The following is a 20028-nucleotide window of genomic DNA, read 5'->3' on the forward strand; positions in this document are numbered from 1 at the left end:
AGTAGAAAAACAGGCAGGAGATGCCCGGCAGCAGAAGGCCGCCGGGCGAACGAGATTACTCGTCTTCGAGATAGGTGTAGCCGTAAAGTCCCGCTTCAAACTCTTCGAGGAACTGCTGTTGCAGCGCATCGTCCAGCCCAGTCTGCTTCACCTGATCGCGGAAGTGGGTCAGCAGCGTGTTCGGATCGAGCTGCACGTACTCCAGCATATCCGCCACCGTATCCCCTTCGTCGGAGAGCTCCACCTCGACGCTGCCGTCCGGGAAGACAAATACGTCAACCGCTTCGGTATCGCCAAACAGGTTATGCATGTTGCCGAGGATCTCCTGGTATGCGCCCACCATAAAGAAGCCCAGCAGCGGCGGGTTGTCAGGATCGTACTCCGGCATCGGCATGGTGGTGGCGATCCCGTCCCCGTCTACGTAGTGATCGATAGCGCCATCGGAGTCGCAGGTGATGTCCAGCAGCACAGCACGACGCTCCGGGATCTGATCCAGCCCTTCCAAGGGCATCACCGGGAAGAGCTGGTCAATACCCCATGCATCCGGCATCGACTGGAACAGCGAGAAGTTGACGTACATTTTGTCCGCCATCCGCTCCTGTAGCTCATCGATAATCGGACGGTGCGCGCGGTTGCTCGGATCCAGCTGCTTCTGCACCTCGTGGCACATGTTCAGATAGAGCTGCTCTGCCCAGGCGCGCTCTTGCAAACTGAATGCGCCAGAGGAGTAGCCGATATGAATATCGTGCAGATCCATCTGGCTGTCGTGCAGCCACTCGCGCAGCGAACGGCGGGTGCCCGGCTCGTGCATCTCCTGCCAGGTCTCCCACATGCTTTGCAGGGCACGTGGCGCATTCTCAGCAGGCGGCGTCGCTTCGGTATATTCGTTACGCTCTACGCCGATAATGTTCGACACCAGCACGGTATGGTGCGCGGTCACGGCGCGGCCGGACTCGGTGATCACCGTCGGATGCGGCAAGCCGTTCTCTTCGCAGGCGTCACCAATGGCCCAGATGATGTTATTCGCATACTCGTTCAGGCCGTAGTTGACCGAGCAGTCAGACTGGGAGCGGGTGCCCTCATAGTCCACGCCCAGGCCGCCACCCACGTCAAAGCACTCGATATTCACGCCCAGCTTGTGCAGCTCAACGTAGAAACGGGCCGATTCACGTACGCCGGTGGCGATATCGCGAATGTTCGCCATCTGCGAACCAAGGTGGAAGTGCAGAAGCTGAATGCTGTCGAGGCGTCCGCGCTCGCGGAGGATCTCCACCAGCTGTAGCACCTGCGTGGCCGCAAGGCCGAATTTGGATTTTTCGCCACCGGAGGACTGCCACTTGCCAGAGCCCTGGGACGCCAGACGCGCACGCACGCCGAGACGCGGCACCACGTTCAGACGCTCGGCCTCTTCCAGCACGATAGCCACTTCCGACATCTTCTCAATGACCAGATAGACCTTGTGGCCCATCTTCTCGCCGATCAGCGCCAGGCGAATGTATTCCCGGTCTTTATAGCCGTTACAGACGATAACGCTGCGGGTCATGCCGGCGTGCGCCAAGACCGCCATCAGCTCAGCCTTCGAACCGGCCTCCAGGCCCAGCGGCTCGCCGGAGTGGATCAGGGACTCAATGACGCGGCGGTGCTGGTTAACCTTAATCGGATAGACCAGAAAGTAGTCGCCTTTGTAGCCGTAGGACTCACGGGCGCGCTTGAACGCGGCGTTAATTGAGCGCAGACGGTGCTGTAGGATCTGTGGGAAGCAGAACAGCGCAGGCAGACGTTGCCCCTGGGCCTCGCGGGCTTTCACCAGCTGAGCGAGGTCAACGCGCGCGTCCGGTACGTCAGGATCCGGGCAGACGGTGATGTGGCCCAGCTCGTTGACGTCGTAGTAGTTATTGCCCCACCAGGCAATATTGTATGTGCGCAGCATTTTACTGGCTTCCTGGGAGCTCATCGCTACCTCCTGCATGGAACGTAGTACACCTTGTTCGCCCGCTGACGAAGGCGAAACTGAAGAGATGTCGTCAGACATAGCGAACCTCAAATTGTATTAGTAAGTGTAAAACAGTTGACTACTATCGCGTTCCGTAGAGGCGATAACAACCCATAAACAGCCCGGTTATCCAGCGTATTATGCTGAAGCGTGGACCGTGCGACCGGTTTCTTGTTCATATCATTGTAAAACACGTATCCGAACTCTGTATGACAAGGTTCGGCGAAACCACGAGAAAACTCCTGAATTAACAAGAGCGCCCTTGTTCAGGTGTCACCAGGCGTAACCGGCCCTGGAGTCCTGAGAAGCGCCGAAATGGGTATAACATCGGCAGGTTTGCAGAGTAGATTTGCGGGTAGCGGGAAATGCATGCACGCCAGAACGGCGCGGCAGATTTAGCGGCAAGCTAAGCAGTAAACTAAGCGATAAACAACGGTTCATTATTTGGTATCACCTCCACGCCAACCAGCTGGTTAGCGGCTGGTCAAGGCATACAAGCCGCGTGCGGCGTTTTATACCGATAACGGGGTGAAAAAGCAAAATAAAAAAGCCCCTTTTGCCGCGTGTGCAGAGAAAGTGACAGCATCGTTTTCACTCATAGTGCGATGAATATCAAAAAATGCTGGAAACGGGGTCAAGAAGTGACCTAAAATAGCCGTCCAGATGTTAATCCATCCATACCGATTAACCCTCAGACTTCCTGTGTCACTAACCTGCACGCCTCATAAAGGCCCATACAGGCACGGCGTCTGAGCTAACAAAATTTCCCCCAGGGTGAAGAGAACATGGCAAAACACCTTTTTACGTCCGAGTCCGTTTCCGAAGGGCATCCCGACAAAATTGCTGACCAGATTTCCGACGCGGTTCTGGATGCAATTCTTGAACAGGATCCAAAAGCACGCGTGGCGTGTGAAACCTACGTTAAAACCGGCATGGTTTTAGTCGGCGGTGAGATCACCACCAGCGCATGGGTTGATATCGAAGAGATCACCCGCAACACCGTGCGTGACATTGGCTATGTCCACTCGGATATGGGCTTTGACGCGAACTCCTGTGCGGTACTGAGCGCTATCGGTAAGCAGTCTCCGGATATCAACCAGGGCGTTGACCGTGCCGATCCGCTGGAGCAGGGTGCAGGCGACCAGGGCCTGATGTTTGGCTATGCCACTAACGAAACCGACGTGCTGATGCCAGCGCCGATCACCTACGCGCACCGTCTGGTACAGCGCCAGGCTGAAGTGCGTAAAAACGGTACCCTGCCGTGGCTGCGCCCGGATGCGAAGAGCCAGGTCACCTTCCAGTACGATGACGGCAAGATCGTTGGCATCGACGCGGTGGTGCTCTCTACCCAGCACGCTGAAGATATCGACCAGAAATCGCTGCAGGAAGGCGTGATGGAAGAGATCATCAAGCCGATCCTGCCGGCAGAGTGGCTGAACACCTCAACCAAATTCTTTATCAACCCGACCGGCCGCTTTGTTATCGGCGGCCCGATGGGTGACTGCGGCCTGACCGGCCGTAAAATCATCGTGGATACCTACGGCGGCATGGCCCGTCACGGCGGCGGTGCGTTCTCTGGTAAAGATCCGTCAAAGGTTGACCGCTCTGCGGCCTACGCGGCGCGCTACGTAGCGAAAAACATCGTTGCTGCTGGCCTGGCGGACCGCTGTGAAATTCAGGTCTCCTACGCCATCGGCGTGGCCGAGCCGACCTCTATCATGGTGGAAACCTTCGGCACCGAGAAGATCGCCTCTGAGCAGCTGACTCTGCTGGTACGCGAGTTCTTCGATCTGCGTCCGTATGGTCTGATCCAGATGCTGGACCTGCTGCACCCGATCTACAAAGAGACGGCCGCTTATGGTCACTTTGGTCGTGAACACTTCCCATGGGAAAAAACCGACAAAGCTGCCGTACTGCGTGAGGCCGCTGGCCTGAAATAAGCCAGACGCGCTCCCTCTCTCCCTCAGGCCAGCCTCGCGCTGGCCTTTTTTATACCGCTCTGTTGATAACGATTACACGCACTCATTGCGGGTCCATTTGCCCATATCAGGCAAAATGCGCTTCGCAGCGTGTTTGTTACATTATATTTCGGTATAGTCTGACTCCCTTTACACAAGATTACGCTACTATTCATTAACTCTATGATTTGTCTTGTTACTTTCTGGTGACAATCTTTGAGCCTAGTGTAACCGATTACACTGGTGTGATTGAGTTCACATCTTTTTACGCAGCTCTAACCTAACCTTTATACCGTTAAAATTGATAACCCAACTGGAGGGCGATATGCCTGACAATAAAAAATCGGGGCGCTCAAACAAGGCAATGACCTTCTTTGTCTGTTTTCTCGCCGCGCTGGCTGGACTGCTTTTCGGCCTTGATATCGGCGTTATTGCGGGCGCGCTGCCCTTTATCGCTGACGAGTTCCAAATTAGTTCACATATGCAAGAGTGGGTAGTGAGCTCCATGATGTTTGGTGCCGCTGTCGGTGCCGTCGGTAGTGGCTGGCTCTCCTTCAAGCTGGGCCGTAAAAAGAGCCTGATGATTGGCGCGATCCTCTTTGTGCTCGGCTCGCTCTTCTCAGCGGCTGCACCCAACGTTGAAGTGCTGATCCTCTCCCGCGTACTGCTGGGTCTGGCGGTCGGCGTGGCTTCCTACACTGCTCCGCTCTATCTCTCTGAAATCGCCCCGGAGAAGATCCGCGGCAGTATGATTTCGATGTACCAGCTGATGATCACCATCGGTATCCTGGGTGCCTACCTCTCTGATACCGCCTTTAGCTACAGCGGCGCATGGCGCTGGATGCTCGGCGTGATCATCATTCCGGCCATTCTGCTGCTGATTGGCGTCTTCTTCCTGCCGGATAGCCCGCGCTGGTTTGCTGCCAAACGCCGCTTCCACGATGCCGAGCGCGTGCTGCTGCGCCTGCGTGATACCAGCGCTGAAGCCAGGCACGAGCTGGATGAGATCCGCGAAAGCTTAAAGGTAAAACAGAGTGGCTGGGCGCTGTTTAAAGAGAACAGCAACTTCCGCCGCGCAGTATTCCTTGGCGTGCTGTTGCAGGTGATGCAGCAGTTCACCGGGATGAACGTCATCATGTATTACGCGCCGAAGATCTTTGAGCTGGCGGGTTACACCAATACCACCGAGCAGATGTGGGGTACGGTTATCGTTGGCCTGACCAACGTGCTGGCGACCTTTATCGCTATCGGACTGGTGGACCGCTGGGGCCGTAAGCCGACGCTGGTGCTGGGCTTCCTGGTGATGGCTGCCGGTATGGGTATTCTGGGCACCATGATGCACATCGGTATTCACTCGCCTACGGCACAGTACTTTGCCGTCGCGATGCTGCTGATGTTTATCATTGGTTTCGCCATGAGCGCCGGTCCGCTGATCTGGGTACTGTGCTCTGAGATCCAGCCGCTGAAAGGGCGTGATTTCGGTATCACCTGCTCTACCGCGACCAACTGGATTGCCAACATGATCGTCGGCGCGACCTTCCTGACCATGCTTAATTCGCTGGGCAACGCCAACACCTTCTGGGTCTACGGTGGACTGAACGTACTGTTCATTATCCTGACCCTGTGGCTGGTACCTGAAACCAAGCACGTCTCGCTGGAACACATCGAGCGTAACTTGATGAAAGGACGTAAGCTGCGCGAGATTGGCGCAAGCAACTAACCTGATGAGCTTCCTCTCGCCTGAGAGGAAGCTTTTTTACCTCACCCGCCGTTATTAACTTCCCCGATACGTTGAGTAGCCATACGGGCTTAACAGCAACGGAACGTGGTAGTGCTCATCTGTTTTGCTGATGTGGAATTCAACCGGGATCTCCGGGAAAAAACTCTCCTGCTTTTTGCTGTCAAACCAGGGCTTGGTTTTAAACGTCACGCGGTAATCACCCGGTTTCGCTTCCTGCTCCGGCCACAGCGCTTTAATTCGACCATCTTTGTCGGTATAGCCGCTATTAAGCTTTTGCCACCCGTCGCTGTTTTTCTGCTCCAGTACCACCTCAACGTTAGAGGCAGGTTTACCGCTTTGCTCATCGAGAATGTGCACGCTCAGAATATTGCTGGCCGCTGCCATTGCAAGAGGGGATGCGGAAATAACAGCGAGCAGCGCTGCGCTCAGGATATACTTTTTCATGTGTTGCTCCAGTTCAAGTAGGTACCTGAAATGTATATGACCCGCGCGCGGTTAACCTGACACCAGGATTACATTTCCGTCATCTTTGATGATATTTTTACCCGCTGACGGCCGCTTATGACATAGTGAATCCATGAAGATTCTACTTATTGAAGATAATCAAAAAACCAGCGACTGGGTCAGTCAGGGACTGACCGAGGCGGGCTATGTCGTGGATACGGTAAGCGACGGCAGAGATGGGTTACGCCTCGCGCTGCATGAGCCCTATTCGCTGATTATTCTGGATATTATGCTGCCGGGCCTGGATGGCTGGCAGGTTCTTAAAGCGATAAGAACGGCGCATCAAACCCCGGTTATTTGCCTTACCGCGCGGGATGCGGTCGAGGACAGAGTCAAAGGGCTGGAGTTGGGAGCCAATGATTATCTGGTTAAACCCTTCTCCTTTGCTGAGCTGTTAGCCAGGGTGCGTGCCCAGCTGCGAAATAATCCCGTTGCCCATACGCATTTGAAATCAAACGGGCTGGAGATGGACTCCGTTAAGCAAAGCGTCTCCCGTGATGGAAAAACGATCGTCCTGACCCGCAAGGAGTTTCTCCTGCTATGGCTGCTGGTCTCCAGGGCCGGCGAAATTATTCCCCGCGCGGTGATTGCCAGCGAGGTATGGGGAATTAATTTTGACAGTGAAACCAACACGGTTGATGTCGCGATTCGCCGCCTGCGGGCAAAAGTTGACGATCCTTTTGCGACTAAATTGATCAGCACCGTCAGAGGTATGGGCTATAGATTCGGGGCAGATGAAAACAGTGAAACCTGAGTTATCAATGACGTTACGCCTGACGTTGTCATTTGTACTGGTGATGGCGTTAGCCTGCACCGGCGTAAGCTGGACGTTATATCGGGCGTTAAGCCACGAATTAACGTGGCGGGATGATATCACGCTGGTTAACCGCGCCGAGCAGATCAGGCAGCTGTTATTGGATGGTGCCAAAGCCGAAAATCTACCGCTCTATTTTAACCGGATGATGGATACCCGTCAGGATATTCTGCTCATCCACTCCCCCGACGCGCGGAGTATTTCCGTCAATCATACGGGCGTGGATCCGTCCCTGCTGGACGCCCTACCCTCGCTGAACAAGCCTGATTTAGCGACGATCGCCAAACGCGATATCGCCGGCACGCAGCTTTCAGCGGTGCGGATCGCCGCGCTCAGCTATGACCAGCCCGTGACCATTACCGTCGCCAGGCTCGCGTCAGAGCGTCAATATATGCTTGAACAGTATCGCGATAACAGCATCATGATTTGCATCATCGCTATTCTGCTCTGCTCGGCATTAAGCCCGCTCTTGATCAGGAACGGTCTGAAAGCTATTCACGCGCTGAGCCGGTTAACGGCGAATATAGACAGTCGCGGACTTAGCCAGCCTCTGGATGAAAAAACCCTGCCCATTGAACTGAAACCCTTGGGTAGCGCGTTAAATATTATGCGTCAGAAGCTGGATGATGATTTTACCCGGCTCAATCAGTTTGCTGACGATCTGGCCCATGAATTACGTACGCCGGTCAATATTCTGCTTGGCCATAACCAGGTCGTCCTGAACAAAGAGCGCACCATTGATGAATACCAGCAGGCGCTGGCGAATAATATTGAAGAGCTGGAGGGGCTTTCCCGCTTAACTGAAAATATTCTTTTCCTCGCCCGCGCCGAGCATAATAATATCCTGCTCAAAAAAGAGGCGGTTTCGTCTGCTGAGGCGATAGGTAATCTGATCGATTTCCTGGAGTATGAGGCCGACGAAAAAAATATCACCTTCGTCACCGCATGCGAGGGCACGCTTCAGGCCGATCGGATCCTGCTCCAGCGCGTACTGTTAAACCTGCTCAGCAATGCGGTAAGGTACTCCCCGGAAAATGCGCTGATCCACATAAATACGTGGATGAAAAACGGCGAAACGGTTATTGAAGTGATTAATCCAGGCGCCGAGCTGGAGGCACCCGACAAGCTATTTAACCGTTTCTGGCGAGGCGATAACGCCCGGCACTCCTCCGGCTATGGATTGGGGTTATCCATGGTGAAAGCGATTATGGAGTTGCACGGAGGCTCAGCAGACTACCGCTTTGCCGATGGAGAGCATATCTTCTCCCTGCGTTTTCCTGTCTGAGCAGCGGGTGCTGTTGCAGCCGCTTTTTTTAGCGATTATCCTCTGACGTTATGAAAACACCCCGCATCCCCATCGCCCTCCAGCAGGCTGTTATGCGCAGCCTGCGGGACAAGCTTGCCCAGGCCAACCGCTACCTTGAACGTCACTATCCGGAACCCACGCTGGTCTATCAGCAGCGCGGCGCGGCGGCGGGTACGGCCTGGCTTGCCAGCTATGAGATCCGCCTGAATCCGGTGCTGCTGCTGGAGAACCAGCAGGCGTTTATTGACGAAGTTGTCCCGCACGAGCTGGCACACCTGCTGGTGTGGAAGCATTTTGGCCGCGTTGCGCCACACGGCAAAGAGTGGAAGTGGATGATGGAGAGCGTGCTCGGCGTCCCCGCCCGCCGCACCCATCAGTTTGAGCTGGCCTCGGTACAGCGTAATACGTGGCCCTACCGCTGCGCCTGCCAGCAGCATCAGCTGACCGTGCGCCGCCACAACCGCATCCTGCGCGGTGAAGCGGTCTACCGCTGCGTCCACTGCGGCGAGCCGCTGGTTGCCGAACCGGCCTCAGCCTGAACAAGCAAACGCTTTTGTGAACTGACTGATTGCATCTGAGAACCGCATTCGCTAGGGTGCGACGATCTTTTGTAATGGAGTTTGTCATGTCCCGCCCCTATCTTCTCACCCTTACCCTGCTGGCAGCGAGCCTCTCCCACTCTGCGCTGGCTGAGGGTATTCACAGTTTCGCCCAAGCCAAGGCGGCAGGCGTAAAAATCAACGCCGACGCGCCGGGGGACTTCTACTGCGGCTGCACCATTATCTGGCAAGGCAAGAAAGGCGTGGTCGATCTCGCCTCCTGCGGCTATAAGGTGCGTAAAAATGCCAACCGCGCCAGCCGTATTGAGTGGGAGCACGTCGTGCCCGCCTGGCAGTTCGGCCACCAGCGCCAGTGCTGGCAGGACGGCGGACGTAAAAACTGTGCGAAAGATCCGGTCTATCGCCAGATGGAGAGCGACATGCATAACCTGCAGCCCGCCGTCGGCGAGGTCAACGGCGATCGCGGCAACTTTATGTACAGCCAGTGGAACGGCGGCGAGGGACAGTACGGCCAGTGCGACATGAAGGTCGACTTCAAAGAGAAGCTGGCTGAACCGCCTGCTCGCGCTCGCGGGGCCATCGCCCGCATCTACTTCTATATGCGCGATCGCTATTCGCTGTCGCTCTCCCGCCAGCAAACGCAGCTGTTTGAGGCCTGGAACAAGATCTATCCCGTCACGCCCTGGGAGTGCGAGCGCGACAGGCGAATCAACAAGGTGCAGGGTAATGCGAATCCCTACGTGCAGCGCGCTTGTCAGGGGTGAAAGAGCTAACCTACACTAGCGGCATCTTGTTAACCGTGCGGCAGCCTTGCCGCACTCTCTATCCCGGACGATGTTTTCATGCGTAAACCCCGCATTTATCACCCTGAACTCCTCACCGTTGGCCAGCAGGTTGCGCTAAGCGACGATGCGGCCAATCACGTCGGTCGCGTGCTGCGCATGGGCGCAGGCCAGCCTCTGCAGCTCTTTGACGGCAGCAACCAGCTTTTTGAGGCGGAGATCGTGCGCGCCGATAAGAAAAGCGTGGTGGTGAGCCTCATCGCCGGTGAAACCGACGATCGCGAGTCGCCGCTGCATATTCATCTCGGCCAAGTGATGTCCCGGGGCGAAAAGATGGAATTCACCATCCAGAAATCGATCGAACTGGGTGTAAGCCTCATTACGCCACTTTTTTCTGAGCGCTGCGGGGTTAAACTGGATCCTGAACGCCTGAACAAGAAGATCCAGCAGTGGCAGAAAATTGCTATTGCTGCCTGCGAGCAGTGTGGCCGCAACCGGATCCCGGAGATACGTCCGGCTATGGATCTGGAAGCCTGGTGCGCCGAGCCTGATGAGGGGCTAAAGCTGAATCTGCATCCGCGCGCCAGCGCCAGCATCAATACGCTGCCGCTGCCGGTTGAGCGCGTGCGGCTGCTGATTGGCCCGGAAGGCGGCCTGACGGCGAACGAGATCGCCATGACCGCAGACTATCAGTTTACTGATATCCTGTTAGGACCACGCGTTTTGCGCACTGAAACCACCGCGCTCACCGCCATTACCGCACTTCAGGTGCGTTTCGGTGACTTGGGGTAAGACTGGCTACAGGTTTAAACGGAGAAAGCGAATGATTAAGCTCGGCATTGTGATGGATCCCATCGCAGGCATTAACATCAAAAAAGACTCCAGCTTTGCCATGCTGCTGGAAGCCCAGCGTCGTGGCTATGAGCTGCACTATATGGAGATGGCGGATCTCTATCTGATCAACGGCCAGGCCCGGGCTCGCACGCGCACCCTGAGCGTAGAGCAGAACTATGACCAGTGGTATACGTTCAACGGCGAGCAGGATATCGAGCTGGCCGATCTTGACGTCGTGCTGATGCGTAAGGATCCGCCGTTTGATACCGAATTTGTCTACGCCACCTATATTCTGGAGCGCGCGGAAGAGAAAGGCACGCTGATTGTCAACAAGCCTCAGAGCCTGCGCGACTGCAACGAGAAGCTGTTCACCGCCTGGTTCCCGGAGCTGACTCCGGAAACGCTGGTGACCCGCAACAAGGCGCAGCTTAAGGCGTTCTGGCAGAAGCACAGCGACATCATTCTGAAACCGCTGGACGGCATGGGCGGCGCGTCGATTTTCCGCGTGAAAGAGGGCGATCCTAACCTCGGCGTGATCGCTGAAACGCTGACCGAGCACGGCACCCGCTACTGCATGGCGCAGAACTATCTGCCGGCGATCAAAGACGGCGACAAGCGCGTGCTGGTTGTCGACGGCGAACCCGTTCCCTACTGCCTGGCGCGTATTCCGCAGGGCGGCGAAACCCGTGGCAATCTGGCCGCCGGGGGACGCGGTGAACCACGTCCATTAACCGACAGCGACTGGGATATCGCCCGCCGCGTTGCCCCTACCCTGAAAGCCAAAGGGCTGATCTTTGTAGGTCTGGATATCATCGGCGATCGCCTGACGGAGATTAACGTCACCAGCCCGACCTGCATTCGTGAAATCGAAGCAGAGTTCCCGGTCTCCATTACCGGTATGCTGATGGACGCGATTGAAAAGCGTCTCGGCAACTAAATTCAGCCCGCCCGTAACGGCCTGTTTGCAGGTGAAAGACCCGGATTTGCGATCCGCAGGGATAGCAAAGCGGGGGCTTTCACCGCATACTGGGTACTTGTTGCTTTTTGAACCAGGAACAGAACCTCTGACAATGAATTTACAGCATCACTTTCTGATTGCCATGCCTGCTCTCCAGGATCCCTTTTTCCGCCGTGCCGTGGTCTATATCTGCGAATATAACGAAGATGGCGCGATGGGGATCATCATCAATAAGCCGCTGGAGAACCTGAAGGTCGAAGGGGTACTGGACAAGCTCAAAATCAAGCCCGAAGGGCGTAATCCGGCGATCCGTCTGGATAAGCCGGTGCTGCTTGGCGGCCCGCTGGCAGAAGATCGCGGCTTTATCCTGCATACGCCGCCGGCAAAATTCTCCTCAAGTATTCGCATCTCGGATAACACGGTGATCACCACCTCCCGGGACGTGCTGGAGACACTCGGCACCGACGAGCAGCCCGCCGACGTGCTGGTGGCCCTCGGCTACTCCTCGTGGGAGAAAGGCCAGCTTGAGCAGGAGATCCTCGACAACGCCTGGCTCACCGCTCCGGCAGACCAGAATATCCTGTTCAAAACGCCTATCGCCGACCGCTGGCGCGATGCGGCAAAGCTGATCGGCATTGATATCTCCACCATGCCCGGCGTGGCGGGACACGCCTGATGAGCGGGACTCTGTTAGCCTTTGATTTCGGCACCAAAAGCATCGGCGTGGCGATCGGCCAACGCATTACCGGCACCGCCCGTCCGCTGACGGCGCTGAAGGCGCAAAACGGCACCCCGGACTGGAACCTGATTGAGCGTCTGCTTAAAGAGTGGCAGCCGGATGAAGTCGTGGTCGGTCTGCCGCTGAACATGGACGGCAGCGAACAGCTCCTGACCGCCCGGGCGCGCAACTTTGCCAATAAGATCCACGGCCGCTTCGGGGTCCGCGTTGCCCTGCACGACGAGCGCCTGAGCACCGTTGAGGCGCGTTCAGGACTCTTCGCCCACGGTGGCTTCCGGGCGCTGAACAAAGGCAGCGTTGACTCCGCCTCGGCGGTGATCATTCTCGAAAGCTACTTCGAACAGCACGTCTGATCTCAGCCCTTCTCTGCCAGCCGCCCGGCGGCGACCCGCTGCTGGTGGCTCTGGCTGAAGGTCTGCATCCCCGCCAGCTGTCCGGTCTGCATCAGGCCCGGAAGCTGGTGGGTTTTGCCATCGCGGATCAGGTTCGCCACCGCCGGGGTGTTGACCAGCAGCTCAAACAGCGCTACGCGTCCGCCCTGCTTATCGACTTCCAGCTTTTGCGCCAGCACCGCCTGCAGGCTGCCCGCCAGCTGGCTACGCACCCAGGCTTTCTCCTCCGCCGGGAAAGTATCGATCAGCCGCTCTACCGCCTGGGCCGCCCCCCGAGTGTGCAGCGTAGCCAACACCAGATGCCCGGTCTCGGCAGCGGTCAGCGCCAGACGAATGGTCTCGCTGTCCCGCAGCTCGCCGATTAAAATGACGTCCGGATCTTCACGCAGCGCGGCGCGCAGGCCGTCAGCAAACGACGGGCAGTGCTGGCCTATCTCCCGCTGCTCGATCAGGCACTGCGCCCCCTGATGAACAAACTCCACCGGATCCTCCAGGGTGAGAATGTGCCCTGCCAGGCGGTGGTTGAGATAGTCTACCATCCCCGCAAGGGTCGTGGATTTACCGCTGCCGGTTGCGCCGGTGACCAGCACCAGCCCGCTGTCACAGGCCAGGATCTGCTCCAGCGCTGGCGGCGTATCCAAAGCGTAGAGCTTCGGACACGTAGTGGGCAGCAGGCGCAGCGCCAGGGAAATACCGTGATGGTGCATAAAGGCGCTGGCCCGCAGCCGCTGCTGACTCGCCAGCGCAAGGGCAAAGTCTACCTGCCGGTTGGCCCACCACTCCCCCTGCTGCTCGTCCGTCAGGGTGTCGCGGAGGATCGCCTCGATATCCGGCGGCGGAAACGGGGCATCTTCAAGCTTACCCTGCCTGCGCCAGCGCGGCGGCCAGGCGCTGCACAGGTGTAGATCCGAAACGTTATGCTTTACACTAAGGGCCACTATGTCTTCCATATCCATGATTAAGCCTCCGGAAAAGATGAACGATATCGCGCATAACCTGGCACAGGTCCGGGACAAAATCTCAGCCGCTGCGCTGCGCTGCGGCCGTGCTTCAGAAGATGTTGCTCTGCTTGCAGTCAGCAAAACCAAACCTGCGAGCGCCGTCGCAGAGGCTATCGACGCCGGACAGCGCGCGTTTGGTGAAAACTATGTTCAGGAGGGGGTGGATAAAATTCGCCACTTCCAGGAGCAGGGCGTAACGGGGCTGCAATGGCACTTTATTGGTCCCTTGCAGTCCAACAAAAGCCGCCTCGTGGCAGAGCATTTTGACTGGTGCCATACCGTCGATCGCCTGCGTATCGCCAGCCGTCTGAGCGACCAGCGCCCCGCAGGAATGCCGCCGCTTAACATCCTGATTCAAATCAATATTAGCGATGAAGAGAGCAAGTCCGGTATTCCCCTTGCTGAGCTGGATGCCCTCGCCGCCCAGGTCGCTGACCTGCCGGGCGTCTGCCTGCGCGGGCTGATGGCAATCCCCGCCCCTGTGTCAAATTATGAAAGGCAGTTTGCGGTGGCACAGCAAATGGCTGTAGCATTTGACGCGCTTAAATTGCGCTACCCAACGGTAGATACGCTCTCTCTGGGGATGAGCGACGATATGGAAGCCGCCATCGCGGCGGGCAGCACCCTGGTACGCATCGGCACCGCCATATTTGGTGCCCGTGACTATACAAAAAATTAAGGAAAACTGAGGAACGCCATGAAGACGTTGACTTTCCTGCTCTCAACGGTAATTGAGCTTTATACGATGGTGCTGCTGTTACGGGTCTGGATGCAGTGGGCCCGCGTAGATTTTTATAACCCGTTCTCACAGTTTATCGTGAAGATCACCCAGCCGGTGGTAGGGCCGCTGCGCCGCATTATCCCGGCGATGGGCCCCCTCGACAGCGCCTCGCTGCTGCTGACGTTTGTGCTGTGCGTGCTTAAGGCTATCGTGCTGTTTATGGTGGTGACCTTCCAGCCGATTATCTGGATTGCTGCCGTACTGATCCTGCTGAAAACCATCGGCCAGCTGATCTTCTGGGTGCTGCTGCTGATGGCCATCATGAGCTGGGTCAGCCAGGGCCGCAGCCCGGTTGAGTTTGTGCTGATGCAGCTCGCCGAGCCGCTGCTGCGCCCTATCCGCCGACTGCTGCCGTCCATGGGCGGGATCGACTTCTCGCCGATGATCCTGGTACTGCTGCTCTATGTCATCAACATGGGCATTGCCGAGCTGTTGCAGGGTACCGGAAATATGCTGCTGCCGGGGCTGTGGATGGCGCTGTAAGCGCCAGCGGTCGCGGTTTACACGAATCAGGATGTAACTATGCAAAAAGTTGTTCTTGCCACCGGCAACGCCGGTAAAGTGCGCGAGCTGGCCTCGCTGCTCAACGATTTTGGTCTCGACGTGGTGGCGCAAACCGAGCTGGGCGTGGAGTCCGCCGACGAAACCGGCCTGACCTTTATCGAGAACGCCATTATTAAAGCGCGCCATGCTGCGCAGGTTACCGGCCTGCCGGCGATTGCCGACGACTCCGGGCTGGCGGTTGACGCCCTCGGTGGCGCGCCGGGGATCTACTCCGCGCGCTTTGCTGGCGTAGATGCAACCGACCAGCAGAATCTGGAGAAGCTGCTGGTCGAGCTGCAGGACGTGCCGGACGGTGAGCGCCAGGCCCAGTTTCACTGTGTGCTAGTCTATATGCGCCACGCCGACGATCCGACCCCGCTGGTGTGCCACGGCAGCTGGCAGGGCACCATCGCCCGTGCGCCTGCGGGCAGCGGCGGCTTTGGCTACGATCCTATCTTCGTTGTGCCAGAGGCAGGTAAAACCGCTGCCGAGCTGAGCGCTGACGAGAAGCGCGCCGTCTCTCACCGGGGACAGGCGCTGAAACTGTTACTGGAAGCCCTGCGTAATGGCTGATTTGCCACCTCTGAGCCTTTACATCCATATCCCCTGGTGCGTGCAGAAGTGTCCCTACTGCGACTTCAACTCGCACGCGCTAAAGGGCGAAGTTCCCCATGATGACTACGTTCAGCATCTGCTGAGCGATCTTGACGCTGATGCGCCCTGGGCGCAGGGGCGTGAGGTGAAGACGATCTTTATCGGCGGCGGGACGCCGAGCCTGCTCTCAGGCCCGGCAATGCAAACCCTGCTCGACGGCGTGCGGGCGCGTCTCAATCTGGCCGCTGACGCCGAGATCACCATGGAGGCCAACCCCGGTACAGTGGAGGCCGACCGCTTTGTCGACTACCAGCGGGCGGGCGTTAACCGCATCTCCATTGGTGTGCAGAGCTTTAGCGAAGCCAAGCTGACGCGGCTGGGGCGTATCCACGGTCCGGAGGAGGCGAAGCGCGCTGCCCGGCTGGCAACGGGTCTGGGGCTGCGCAGTTTTAACCTCGATCTGATGCACGGCCTGCCGGATCAGACGCTGGAAGAGGCGCTGGACGATCTGCGTCAGGCTATCGATCTGAACCCGCCGCATCTCTCCTGGTATCAGCTGACCATTGAGCCGGGCACGCTGTTTGGCTCCCGGCCGCCGGTGCTGCCGGATGACGACTCGCTGTGGGAGATCTTCGAGCAAGGACACCAGCTGCTGACGGCGGCAGGCTATCAGCAGTATGAGACCTCGGCCTATGCGAAGCCGGGCTACCAGTGTCAGCATAACCTGAACTACTGGCGCTTCGGGGACTATCTCGGTATTGGCTGCGGCGCACACGGCAAGGTGACCTTCCCGAATGGGCGGATCCTGCGCACCGCCAAAACGCGCCATCCGCGGGGTTATATGCAGGGAACCTATCGCGACCGGCAGCATGAGGTCGAGACCGCTGACAAGCCGTTTGAGTTCTTTATGAACCGCTTCCGTCTGCTGGAGGCTGCGCCACGGGCGGAGTTTACCCGCTATACCGGGCTGGATGAGTCTGCGATCCGCCCGCAGATCGAACGTGCCCTGGCGCTCAACTACGTAACCGAGTCCGCTGAGGCGTGGCAGATAACAGAGCACGGCAAGCTGTTTTTGAACTCGCTGCTGGAGCTGTTTCTCGCTGAATAGCCTGTGTGAGCTCGTACTGACATCAGCACGAGCTCACCGGCGAGCCGGGTTACTTAAAACCCTTCTGCTCTTTGATCAGCTCGTACGCTTTCTGAATATCCTGCGCTTTCTGCTTCGCAACTTCCATCATCTCCGGCGGTAACCCTTTTGCCACCAGCTTATCCGGATGGTGCTCGCTCATCAGCTTGCGGTAGGCGCGCTTGATGGTGGTAGCGTCATCGGTGGGCTTCACGCCCAGCACGTTGCAGGCATCCTCGAGGGTCGGCCCGCGTTGAGCCTGCTGCCAGCCGCCGTTTGACTGCTGCTGTCCGTTAAAGCCGCCGCCAAACTGCGCCCCACCCTGCATCATGCGCAGGAACTGGTCGAACTGGACGCGGGAGATCCCCAGCTCCTCGGCAATGACGTACAGCACCGCACGCTCATTTGGATGCAGCGAACCGTCAGCGAACGCCGCCTGGATCTGAATTTCCAGAAACATCCTAATCAGATCAAAGCGGCCAAAACAGACGCTGCGGAACTGACGCATCTTTTCCCGCAGCGGATAGTTATCGGTTTTGCCGACGCGAAACGCCTGCTGGGCTAAGGCACGTGAATCGCCGTGCAGGTTGAGCCGGTCCATAAACAGGCTTGCCACCTGAATATCCGCCTCGGTAACGCGCCCCTTGGATTTGGTTAGATGCCCCATCACCTCAAAGGTGGTGGCGAAAAAGAGCGTCTGACGCTCGCGCTGGTTGGCAAAAAACGCCATTTTACGGCCGCGCGCCTTGTCAAACATGTGCCCAATGAGTAAGCCGAGGACCACGCCCCAGAAACCGCCGCCCATCATTAATGCGATGGCGACGCCAATCACTTTTCCCCAATACTGCATATACTCCCCAAATGGTCATGCCGTCGGCTAAGATTTGCATTATCATACCCGTCATTCTATGCCGTGCACAGGCACAGCCTTCTCTACCAGGCTCGAAAGCGGGCAGGATTAACACTAGCGCTGTGCAGGTGAGTAAGTTAGTCTCTGAGCGCTTGCAAGCTGAAAAGCCACTGATGACGGAACAACAAATACAACGTATGAAAAAACGTATTCCCACCCTTCTGGCCACAATGATTGGCTCAGCCCTGTACAGTCAGCAGGGGCTGGCGGCCGATCTCGCCTCGCAATGTCTGCTGGGCGTCCCGAGCTATAACCGTCCTCTGGTAGAGGGCGAAACGAATAAGCTGCCCGTCACCATTAACGCCGATAACGCGAAGGGTGACTATCCTGAAGATGCCGTATTTACCGGCAACGTCGATGTTCAACAGGGTAATAGCCGTCTGCAGGCGGACGAGATGCAGCTTCACCAGCAGCAGCCGGAGGGCCAGACCGCGCCGGTCCGTACCGTCGATGCGCTGGGCAACGTGCACTATGATGATAACCAGGTGATCCTGAAAGGGCCAAAAGCCTGGGCTAACCTGAATACCAAAGACACCAACGTCTGGAACGGCGACTACCAGTTGGTCGGACGCCAGGGCCGCGGCACCGCTGACCTGATGAAGCAGCGCGGTGAGAACCGCTATACCATTCTGGATAACGGAACCTTTACCTCCTGTCTGCCGGGGTCAAACACCTGGAGCGTGGTGGGTAGCGAAGTGATTCAGGATCGCGAGGAGCAGGTCGCCGAGATCTGGAACGCACGCTTTAAGCTGGGTCCGGTACCGGTGTTCTACAGCCCCTATCTGCAGCTGCCAATTGGCGACAAGCGCCGCTCAGGCTTCCTGATCCCGAACGCCAGATACAGCTCCAAGAACTACTTTGAGTTTACGCTGCCGTACTACTGGAACATTGCGCCGAACTTCGATGCCACCATTACGCCGCACTATATGGACAAACGGGGCAGCATTCAGTGGCAGAACGAATTCCGCTACCTGACCCAGGCAGGCGCAGGCCTGATGGAGTTCGACTACCTGCCGTCGGATGATGTTTATCAAAACGATTATCCAACCGAAACCGATAAGCACCGCTGGCTCTTCTACTGGCAGCATGGTGGGGTGATGGATCAGGTATGGCGCTTCAACGTCGACTATACCAAGGTCAGCGATCCGCACTATTTTAACGATTTTACGTCGACCTACGGCTCCAGCACCGACGGTTACGCCACGCAGAAATTTAGCGTTGGCTACGCACTGGAAAACTTTGATGCCACGGTGACCACCAAGCAGTTCCAGGTATTTGATACGCGAAACAGTAACTCTTATGCTGCAGAACCGCAGCTGGATGTGAACTACTATCACAACGACGTTGGGCCGTTTGATACCCACGTTTATGCCCAGGCGGTTCACTTTGTTAATACCAACTCGGATCTGCCGGAAGCAACGCGCTTACATCTGGAGCCGACAATTGATCTGCCGCTCTCTAACCAATGGGGCAGCATCAATACTGAAGCAAAACTGCTGGCGACTCACTACCAGCAGAAAAAGCTCGACTACTTTAACCAGGTGAGCAACACCGACTATAAAGAGTCGGTGAGCCGTGTGATGCCCCAATTTAAGGTTGACGGTAAACTGGTATTTGAGCGTGATATGAACTGGATGGAAGGTTACAGCCAGACGCTGGAACCGCGCGCGCAGTATCTCTACGTTCCCTACCGCGACCAGAGCCATATCAATAACTACGACTCATCCCTGCTACAGTTTGATTACGGCGGCCTGTTCCGCGACAGAACCTACGGCGGCCTCGACCGTATCGCATCAGCGAACCAGGTCACAACCGGGATCACGTCACGCGTTTATGATCAACAATCGGTTGAACGTTTTAACATTTCCGTGGGTCAAATCTACTACTTCACCGAGTCTCACACCGGTGATAAAAACATGACCTGGGAAAATAACGACCAAACAGGTTCAGTTGTATGGGCAGGCGATACCTATTGGCGCATGAGCGAGCGCTGGGGCCTGCGCGGCGGTGTTCAGTACGATAACCGCCTTGATAGCGTAGCAAACGGTAATGGCACGCTGGAGTACCGCCGTGATGCGGACAGAATGGTGCAGTTGAGCTACCGCTACGCCAGTGCGGAATATATCCAGGCCACATTGCCTAACTACGCGTATGCCGATCAGAGCAAGGACGGCATCTCGCAGGTGGGCGGTGTTGCAAGCTGGCCAATCGCAGATCGCTGGTCGATTGTGGGTGCCTACTATTACGACACCAAGCAGAACAAACCTGCGGACCAGATGCTTGGTTTGCAGTACAACTCTTGCTGCTACGCTATCCGCTTCGGTTACGAACGTAAGCTTAACGGGTGGGAAGACCAGAACAACCAAAGCATCTACGACAACGTCGTCGGCTTTAACATCGAGCTGCGTGGTCTGAGCTCGAACTACGGGCTGGGCACTCAGCAGATGCTGCGTTCGAATATTCTGCCTTACAGTAGCTCTTTATAATGTAGT

Annotated in this window: 21 protein-coding genes; 15 read left to right on the forward strand and 6 right to left on the reverse strand. The window is 57.0% G+C overall.

Going from position 1 to position 20028, the window contains the following annotated elements:
* Nucleotides 1–55: 55 nt before the first annotated feature.
* From speA to WFN61_RS20950, 3 genes are all read right to left on the reverse strand, one after another.
* On the reverse strand, nucleotides 56–2032 hold the full coding sequence (gene speA / locus WFN61_RS07445) for a biosynthetic arginine decarboxylase (RefSeq protein WP_144816143.1): 1977 nt from the start codon (nucleotides 2030–2032) through the stop codon (nucleotides 56–58).
* A gap of 8 nt (nucleotides 2033–2040) precedes the next feature.
* Nucleotides 2041–2172 carry an acid stress response protein YqgB gene (gene yqgB / locus WFN61_RS07450; protein ID WP_144816825.1) on the reverse strand — a complete coding sequence of 44 codons (132 nt, stop codon included), beginning with the start codon at nucleotides 2170–2172 and terminating at the stop codon, nucleotides 2041–2043.
* Between the two features lie 94 nt (nucleotides 2173–2266).
* The gene (locus WFN61_RS20950; protein WP_436880865.1) at nucleotides 2267–2434 is read right to left on the reverse strand and encodes a hypothetical protein; all 168 of its coding nucleotides are present in this window, start codon (nucleotides 2432–2434) and stop codon (nucleotides 2267–2269) included.
* A gap of 344 nt (nucleotides 2435–2778) precedes the next feature.
* On the opposite strand from WFN61_RS20950, the gene metK reads away from it, so the two are divergent.
* Entirely contained in the window at nucleotides 2779–3933 is a 1155-nt protein-coding gene (metK, locus tag WFN61_RS07455; RefSeq protein WP_144816145.1) for a methionine adenosyltransferase, read from the forward strand.
* Between the two features lie 343 nt (nucleotides 3934–4276).
* Nucleotides 4277–5671: a galactose/proton symporter gene (gene galP, locus WFN61_RS07460; protein WP_144816147.1), complete on the forward strand. Its 1395-nt coding sequence runs from the start codon at nucleotides 4277–4279 to the stop codon at nucleotides 5669–5671.
* A gap of 54 nt (nucleotides 5672–5725) precedes the next feature.
* On the opposite strand, the gene hiuH is transcribed toward galP, so the two are convergent.
* Nucleotides 5726–6136, reverse strand: a complete 411-nt coding sequence (gene hiuH, locus WFN61_RS07465; RefSeq protein WP_257758505.1) for a hydroxyisourate hydrolase — start codon at nucleotides 6134–6136, stop codon at nucleotides 5726–5728.
* 133 nt (nucleotides 6137–6269) lie between these two features.
* On the opposite strand from hiuH, the gene hprR reads away from it, so the two are divergent.
* The 8 genes from hprR (at nucleotide 6270) to ruvX (ending at nucleotide 12542) form a co-directional block, all read left to right on the forward strand.
* A complete protein-coding gene (hprR, locus tag WFN61_RS07470; RefSeq protein WP_257758506.1) occupies nucleotides 6270–6950 on the forward strand; it encodes a response regulator transcription factor HprR in 681 nt (226 codons plus the stop codon).
* Nucleotides 6931–8295, forward strand: coding sequence for a heavy metal sensor histidine kinase (locus tag WFN61_RS07475; RefSeq protein WP_442961816.1), 1365 nt, complete (start codon nucleotides 6931–6933; stop codon nucleotides 8293–8295). The genes hprR and WFN61_RS07475 overlap by 20 nt, the downstream gene beginning before the upstream one ends.
* Before the next feature lie 50 nt (nucleotides 8296–8345).
* Nucleotides 8346–8855: a SprT family zinc-dependent metalloprotease gene (locus tag WFN61_RS07480; protein WP_238081503.1), complete on the forward strand. Its 510-nt coding sequence runs from the start codon at nucleotides 8346–8348 to the stop codon at nucleotides 8853–8855.
* An 86-nt stretch (nucleotides 8856–8941) separates the two neighbouring features.
* On the forward strand, nucleotides 8942–9640 hold the full coding sequence (gene endA, locus WFN61_RS07485) for a deoxyribonuclease I (protein WP_144816155.1): 699 nt from the start codon (nucleotides 8942–8944) through the stop codon (nucleotides 9638–9640).
* Nucleotides 9641–9718: 78 nt separating this feature from the next.
* Entirely contained in the window at nucleotides 9719–10450 is a 732-nt protein-coding gene (rsmE, locus tag WFN61_RS07490; RefSeq protein ID WP_257758508.1) for a 16S rRNA (uracil(1498)-N(3))-methyltransferase, read from the forward strand.
* Nucleotides 10451–10481: 31 nt separating this feature from the next.
* Nucleotides 10482–11429, forward strand: a complete 948-nt coding sequence (gene gshB, locus WFN61_RS07495; RefSeq protein WP_144816160.1) for a glutathione synthase — start codon at nucleotides 10482–10484, stop codon at nucleotides 11427–11429.
* A gap of 133 nt (nucleotides 11430–11562) precedes the next feature.
* Complete coding sequence (locus WFN61_RS07500; protein WP_144816162.1) at nucleotides 11563–12126, forward strand: YqgE/AlgH family protein; 564 nt, start codon at nucleotides 11563–11565, stop codon at nucleotides 12124–12126.
* Nucleotides 12126–12542, forward strand: a complete 417-nt coding sequence (gene ruvX / locus WFN61_RS07505) for a Holliday junction resolvase RuvX (RefSeq protein WP_144816164.1) — start codon at nucleotides 12126–12128, stop codon at nucleotides 12540–12542. The genes WFN61_RS07500 and ruvX overlap by 1 nt, the downstream gene beginning before the upstream one ends.
* Nucleotides 12543–12544: 2 nt before the next feature.
* Here the strand turns inward: ruvX and WFN61_RS07510 are convergent, their stop codons facing one another.
* A complete protein-coding gene (locus WFN61_RS07510) occupies nucleotides 12545–13537 on the reverse strand; it encodes a type IV pilus twitching motility protein PilT (protein WP_337038443.1) in 993 nt (330 codons plus the stop codon).
* Between the two features lie 19 nt (nucleotides 13538–13556).
* Here WFN61_RS07510 and WFN61_RS07515 point away from each other — a divergent pair, with 19 nt between their 5' ends.
* The 4 genes from WFN61_RS07515 to hemW are packed head-to-tail and all read left to right on the forward strand — an operon-like array spanning nucleotide 13557 to nucleotide 16608.
* Nucleotides 13557–14261 carry a YggS family pyridoxal phosphate-dependent enzyme gene (locus WFN61_RS07515; protein ID WP_337038444.1) on the forward strand — a complete coding sequence of 235 codons (705 nt, stop codon included), beginning with the start codon at nucleotides 13557–13559 and terminating at the stop codon, nucleotides 14259–14261.
* A gap of 18 nt (nucleotides 14262–14279) precedes the next feature.
* Complete coding sequence (locus tag WFN61_RS07520; protein ID WP_144816171.1) at nucleotides 14280–14846, forward strand: YggT family protein; 567 nt, start codon at nucleotides 14280–14282, stop codon at nucleotides 14844–14846.
* Nucleotides 14847–14885: 39 nt separating this feature from the next.
* The gene (locus tag WFN61_RS07525) at nucleotides 14886–15479 is read left to right on the forward strand and encodes an XTP/dITP diphosphatase (protein ID WP_144816173.1); all 594 of its coding nucleotides are present in this window, start codon (nucleotides 14886–14888) and stop codon (nucleotides 15477–15479) included.
* Entirely contained in the window at nucleotides 15472–16608 is a 1137-nt protein-coding gene (gene hemW / locus WFN61_RS07530; RefSeq protein WP_337038446.1) for a radical SAM family heme chaperone HemW, read from the forward strand. Before WFN61_RS07525 ends, hemW begins: the two co-directional genes overlap by 8 nt.
* A gap of 49 nt (nucleotides 16609–16657) precedes the next feature.
* On the opposite strand, the gene djlA is transcribed toward hemW, so the two are convergent.
* Nucleotides 16658–17476 carry a co-chaperone DjlA gene (gene djlA / locus WFN61_RS07535; protein ID WP_144816177.1) on the reverse strand — a complete coding sequence of 273 codons (819 nt, stop codon included), beginning with the start codon at nucleotides 17474–17476 and terminating at the stop codon, nucleotides 16658–16660.
* A gap of 197 nt (nucleotides 17477–17673) precedes the next feature.
* Here djlA and lptD point away from each other — a divergent pair, with 197 nt between their 5' ends.
* A complete protein-coding gene (gene lptD, locus WFN61_RS07540) occupies nucleotides 17674–20022 on the forward strand; it encodes an LPS assembly protein LptD (protein WP_144816179.1) in 2349 nt (782 codons plus the stop codon).
* The last annotated feature ends 6 nt before the right edge of the window (nucleotides 20023–20028 follow it).

Source organism: Pseudescherichia sp. AS216, assembly GCF_037152055.1.
GTDB lineage: Bacteria > Pseudomonadota > Gammaproteobacteria > Enterobacterales > Enterobacteriaceae > Pseudescherichia.

Coding starts and splice junctions, on each gene's coding strand:
- galP (WP_144816147.1), top strand. CDS start 4,277: ATGCCTGACAATAAAAAATCGGGGCGCTCAAACAAGGCAATGACCTTC.
- rsmE (WP_257758508.1), top strand. CDS start 9,719: ATGCGTAAACCCCGCATTTATCACCCTGAACTCCTCACCGTTGGCCAG.
- ruvX (WP_144816164.1), top strand. CDS start 12,126: ATGAGCGGGACTCTGTTAGCCTTTGATTTCGGCACCAAAAGCATCGGC.
- djlA (WP_144816177.1), bottom strand. CDS start 17,476: ATGCAGTATTGGGGAAAAGTGATTGGCGTCGCCATCGCATTAATGATG.
- yqgB (WP_144816825.1), bottom strand. CDS start 2,172: ATGAACAAGAAACCGGTCGCACGGTCCACGCTTCAGCATAATACGCTG.
- WFN61_RS07525 (WP_144816173.1), top strand. CDS start 14,886: ATGCAAAAAGTTGTTCTTGCCACCGGCAACGCCGGTAAAGTGCGCGAG.
- hiuH (WP_257758505.1), bottom strand. CDS start 6,136: ATGAAAAAGTATATCCTGAGCGCAGCGCTGCTCGCTGTTATTTCCGCA.
- WFN61_RS20950 (WP_436880865.1), bottom strand. CDS start 2,434: ATGAACCGTTGTTTATCGCTTAGTTTACTGCTTAGCTTGCCGCTAAAT.
- WFN61_RS07500 (WP_144816162.1), top strand. CDS start 11,563: ATGAATTTACAGCATCACTTTCTGATTGCCATGCCTGCTCTCCAGGAT.
- WFN61_RS07520 (WP_144816171.1), top strand. CDS start 14,280: ATGAAGACGTTGACTTTCCTGCTCTCAACGGTAATTGAGCTTTATACG.
- WFN61_RS07510 (WP_337038443.1), bottom strand. CDS start 13,537: ATGGATATGGAAGACATAGTGGCCCTTAGTGTAAAGCATAACGTTTCG.
- WFN61_RS07475 (WP_442961816.1), top strand. CDS start 6,931: ATGAAAACAGTGAAACCTGAGTTATCAATGACGTTACGCCTGACGTTG.
- hemW (WP_337038446.1), top strand. CDS start 15,472: ATGGCTGATTTGCCACCTCTGAGCCTTTACATCCATATCCCCTGGTGC.
- lptD (WP_144816179.1), top strand. CDS start 17,674: ATGAAAAAACGTATTCCCACCCTTCTGGCCACAATGATTGGCTCAGCC.
- gshB (WP_144816160.1), top strand. CDS start 10,482: ATGATTAAGCTCGGCATTGTGATGGATCCCATCGCAGGCATTAACATC.
- WFN61_RS07515 (WP_337038444.1), top strand. CDS start 13,557: ATGAACGATATCGCGCATAACCTGGCACAGGTCCGGGACAAAATCTCA.
- speA (WP_144816143.1), bottom strand. CDS start 2,032: ATGTCTGACGACATCTCTTCAGTTTCGCCTTCGTCAGCGGGCGAACAA.
- metK (WP_144816145.1), top strand. CDS start 2,779: ATGGCAAAACACCTTTTTACGTCCGAGTCCGTTTCCGAAGGGCATCCC.
- WFN61_RS07480 (WP_238081503.1), top strand. CDS start 8,346: ATGAAAACACCCCGCATCCCCATCGCCCTCCAGCAGGCTGTTATGCGC.
- hprR (WP_257758506.1), top strand. CDS start 6,270: ATGAAGATTCTACTTATTGAAGATAATCAAAAAACCAGCGACTGGGTC.
- endA (WP_144816155.1), top strand. CDS start 8,942: ATGTCCCGCCCCTATCTTCTCACCCTTACCCTGCTGGCAGCGAGCCTC.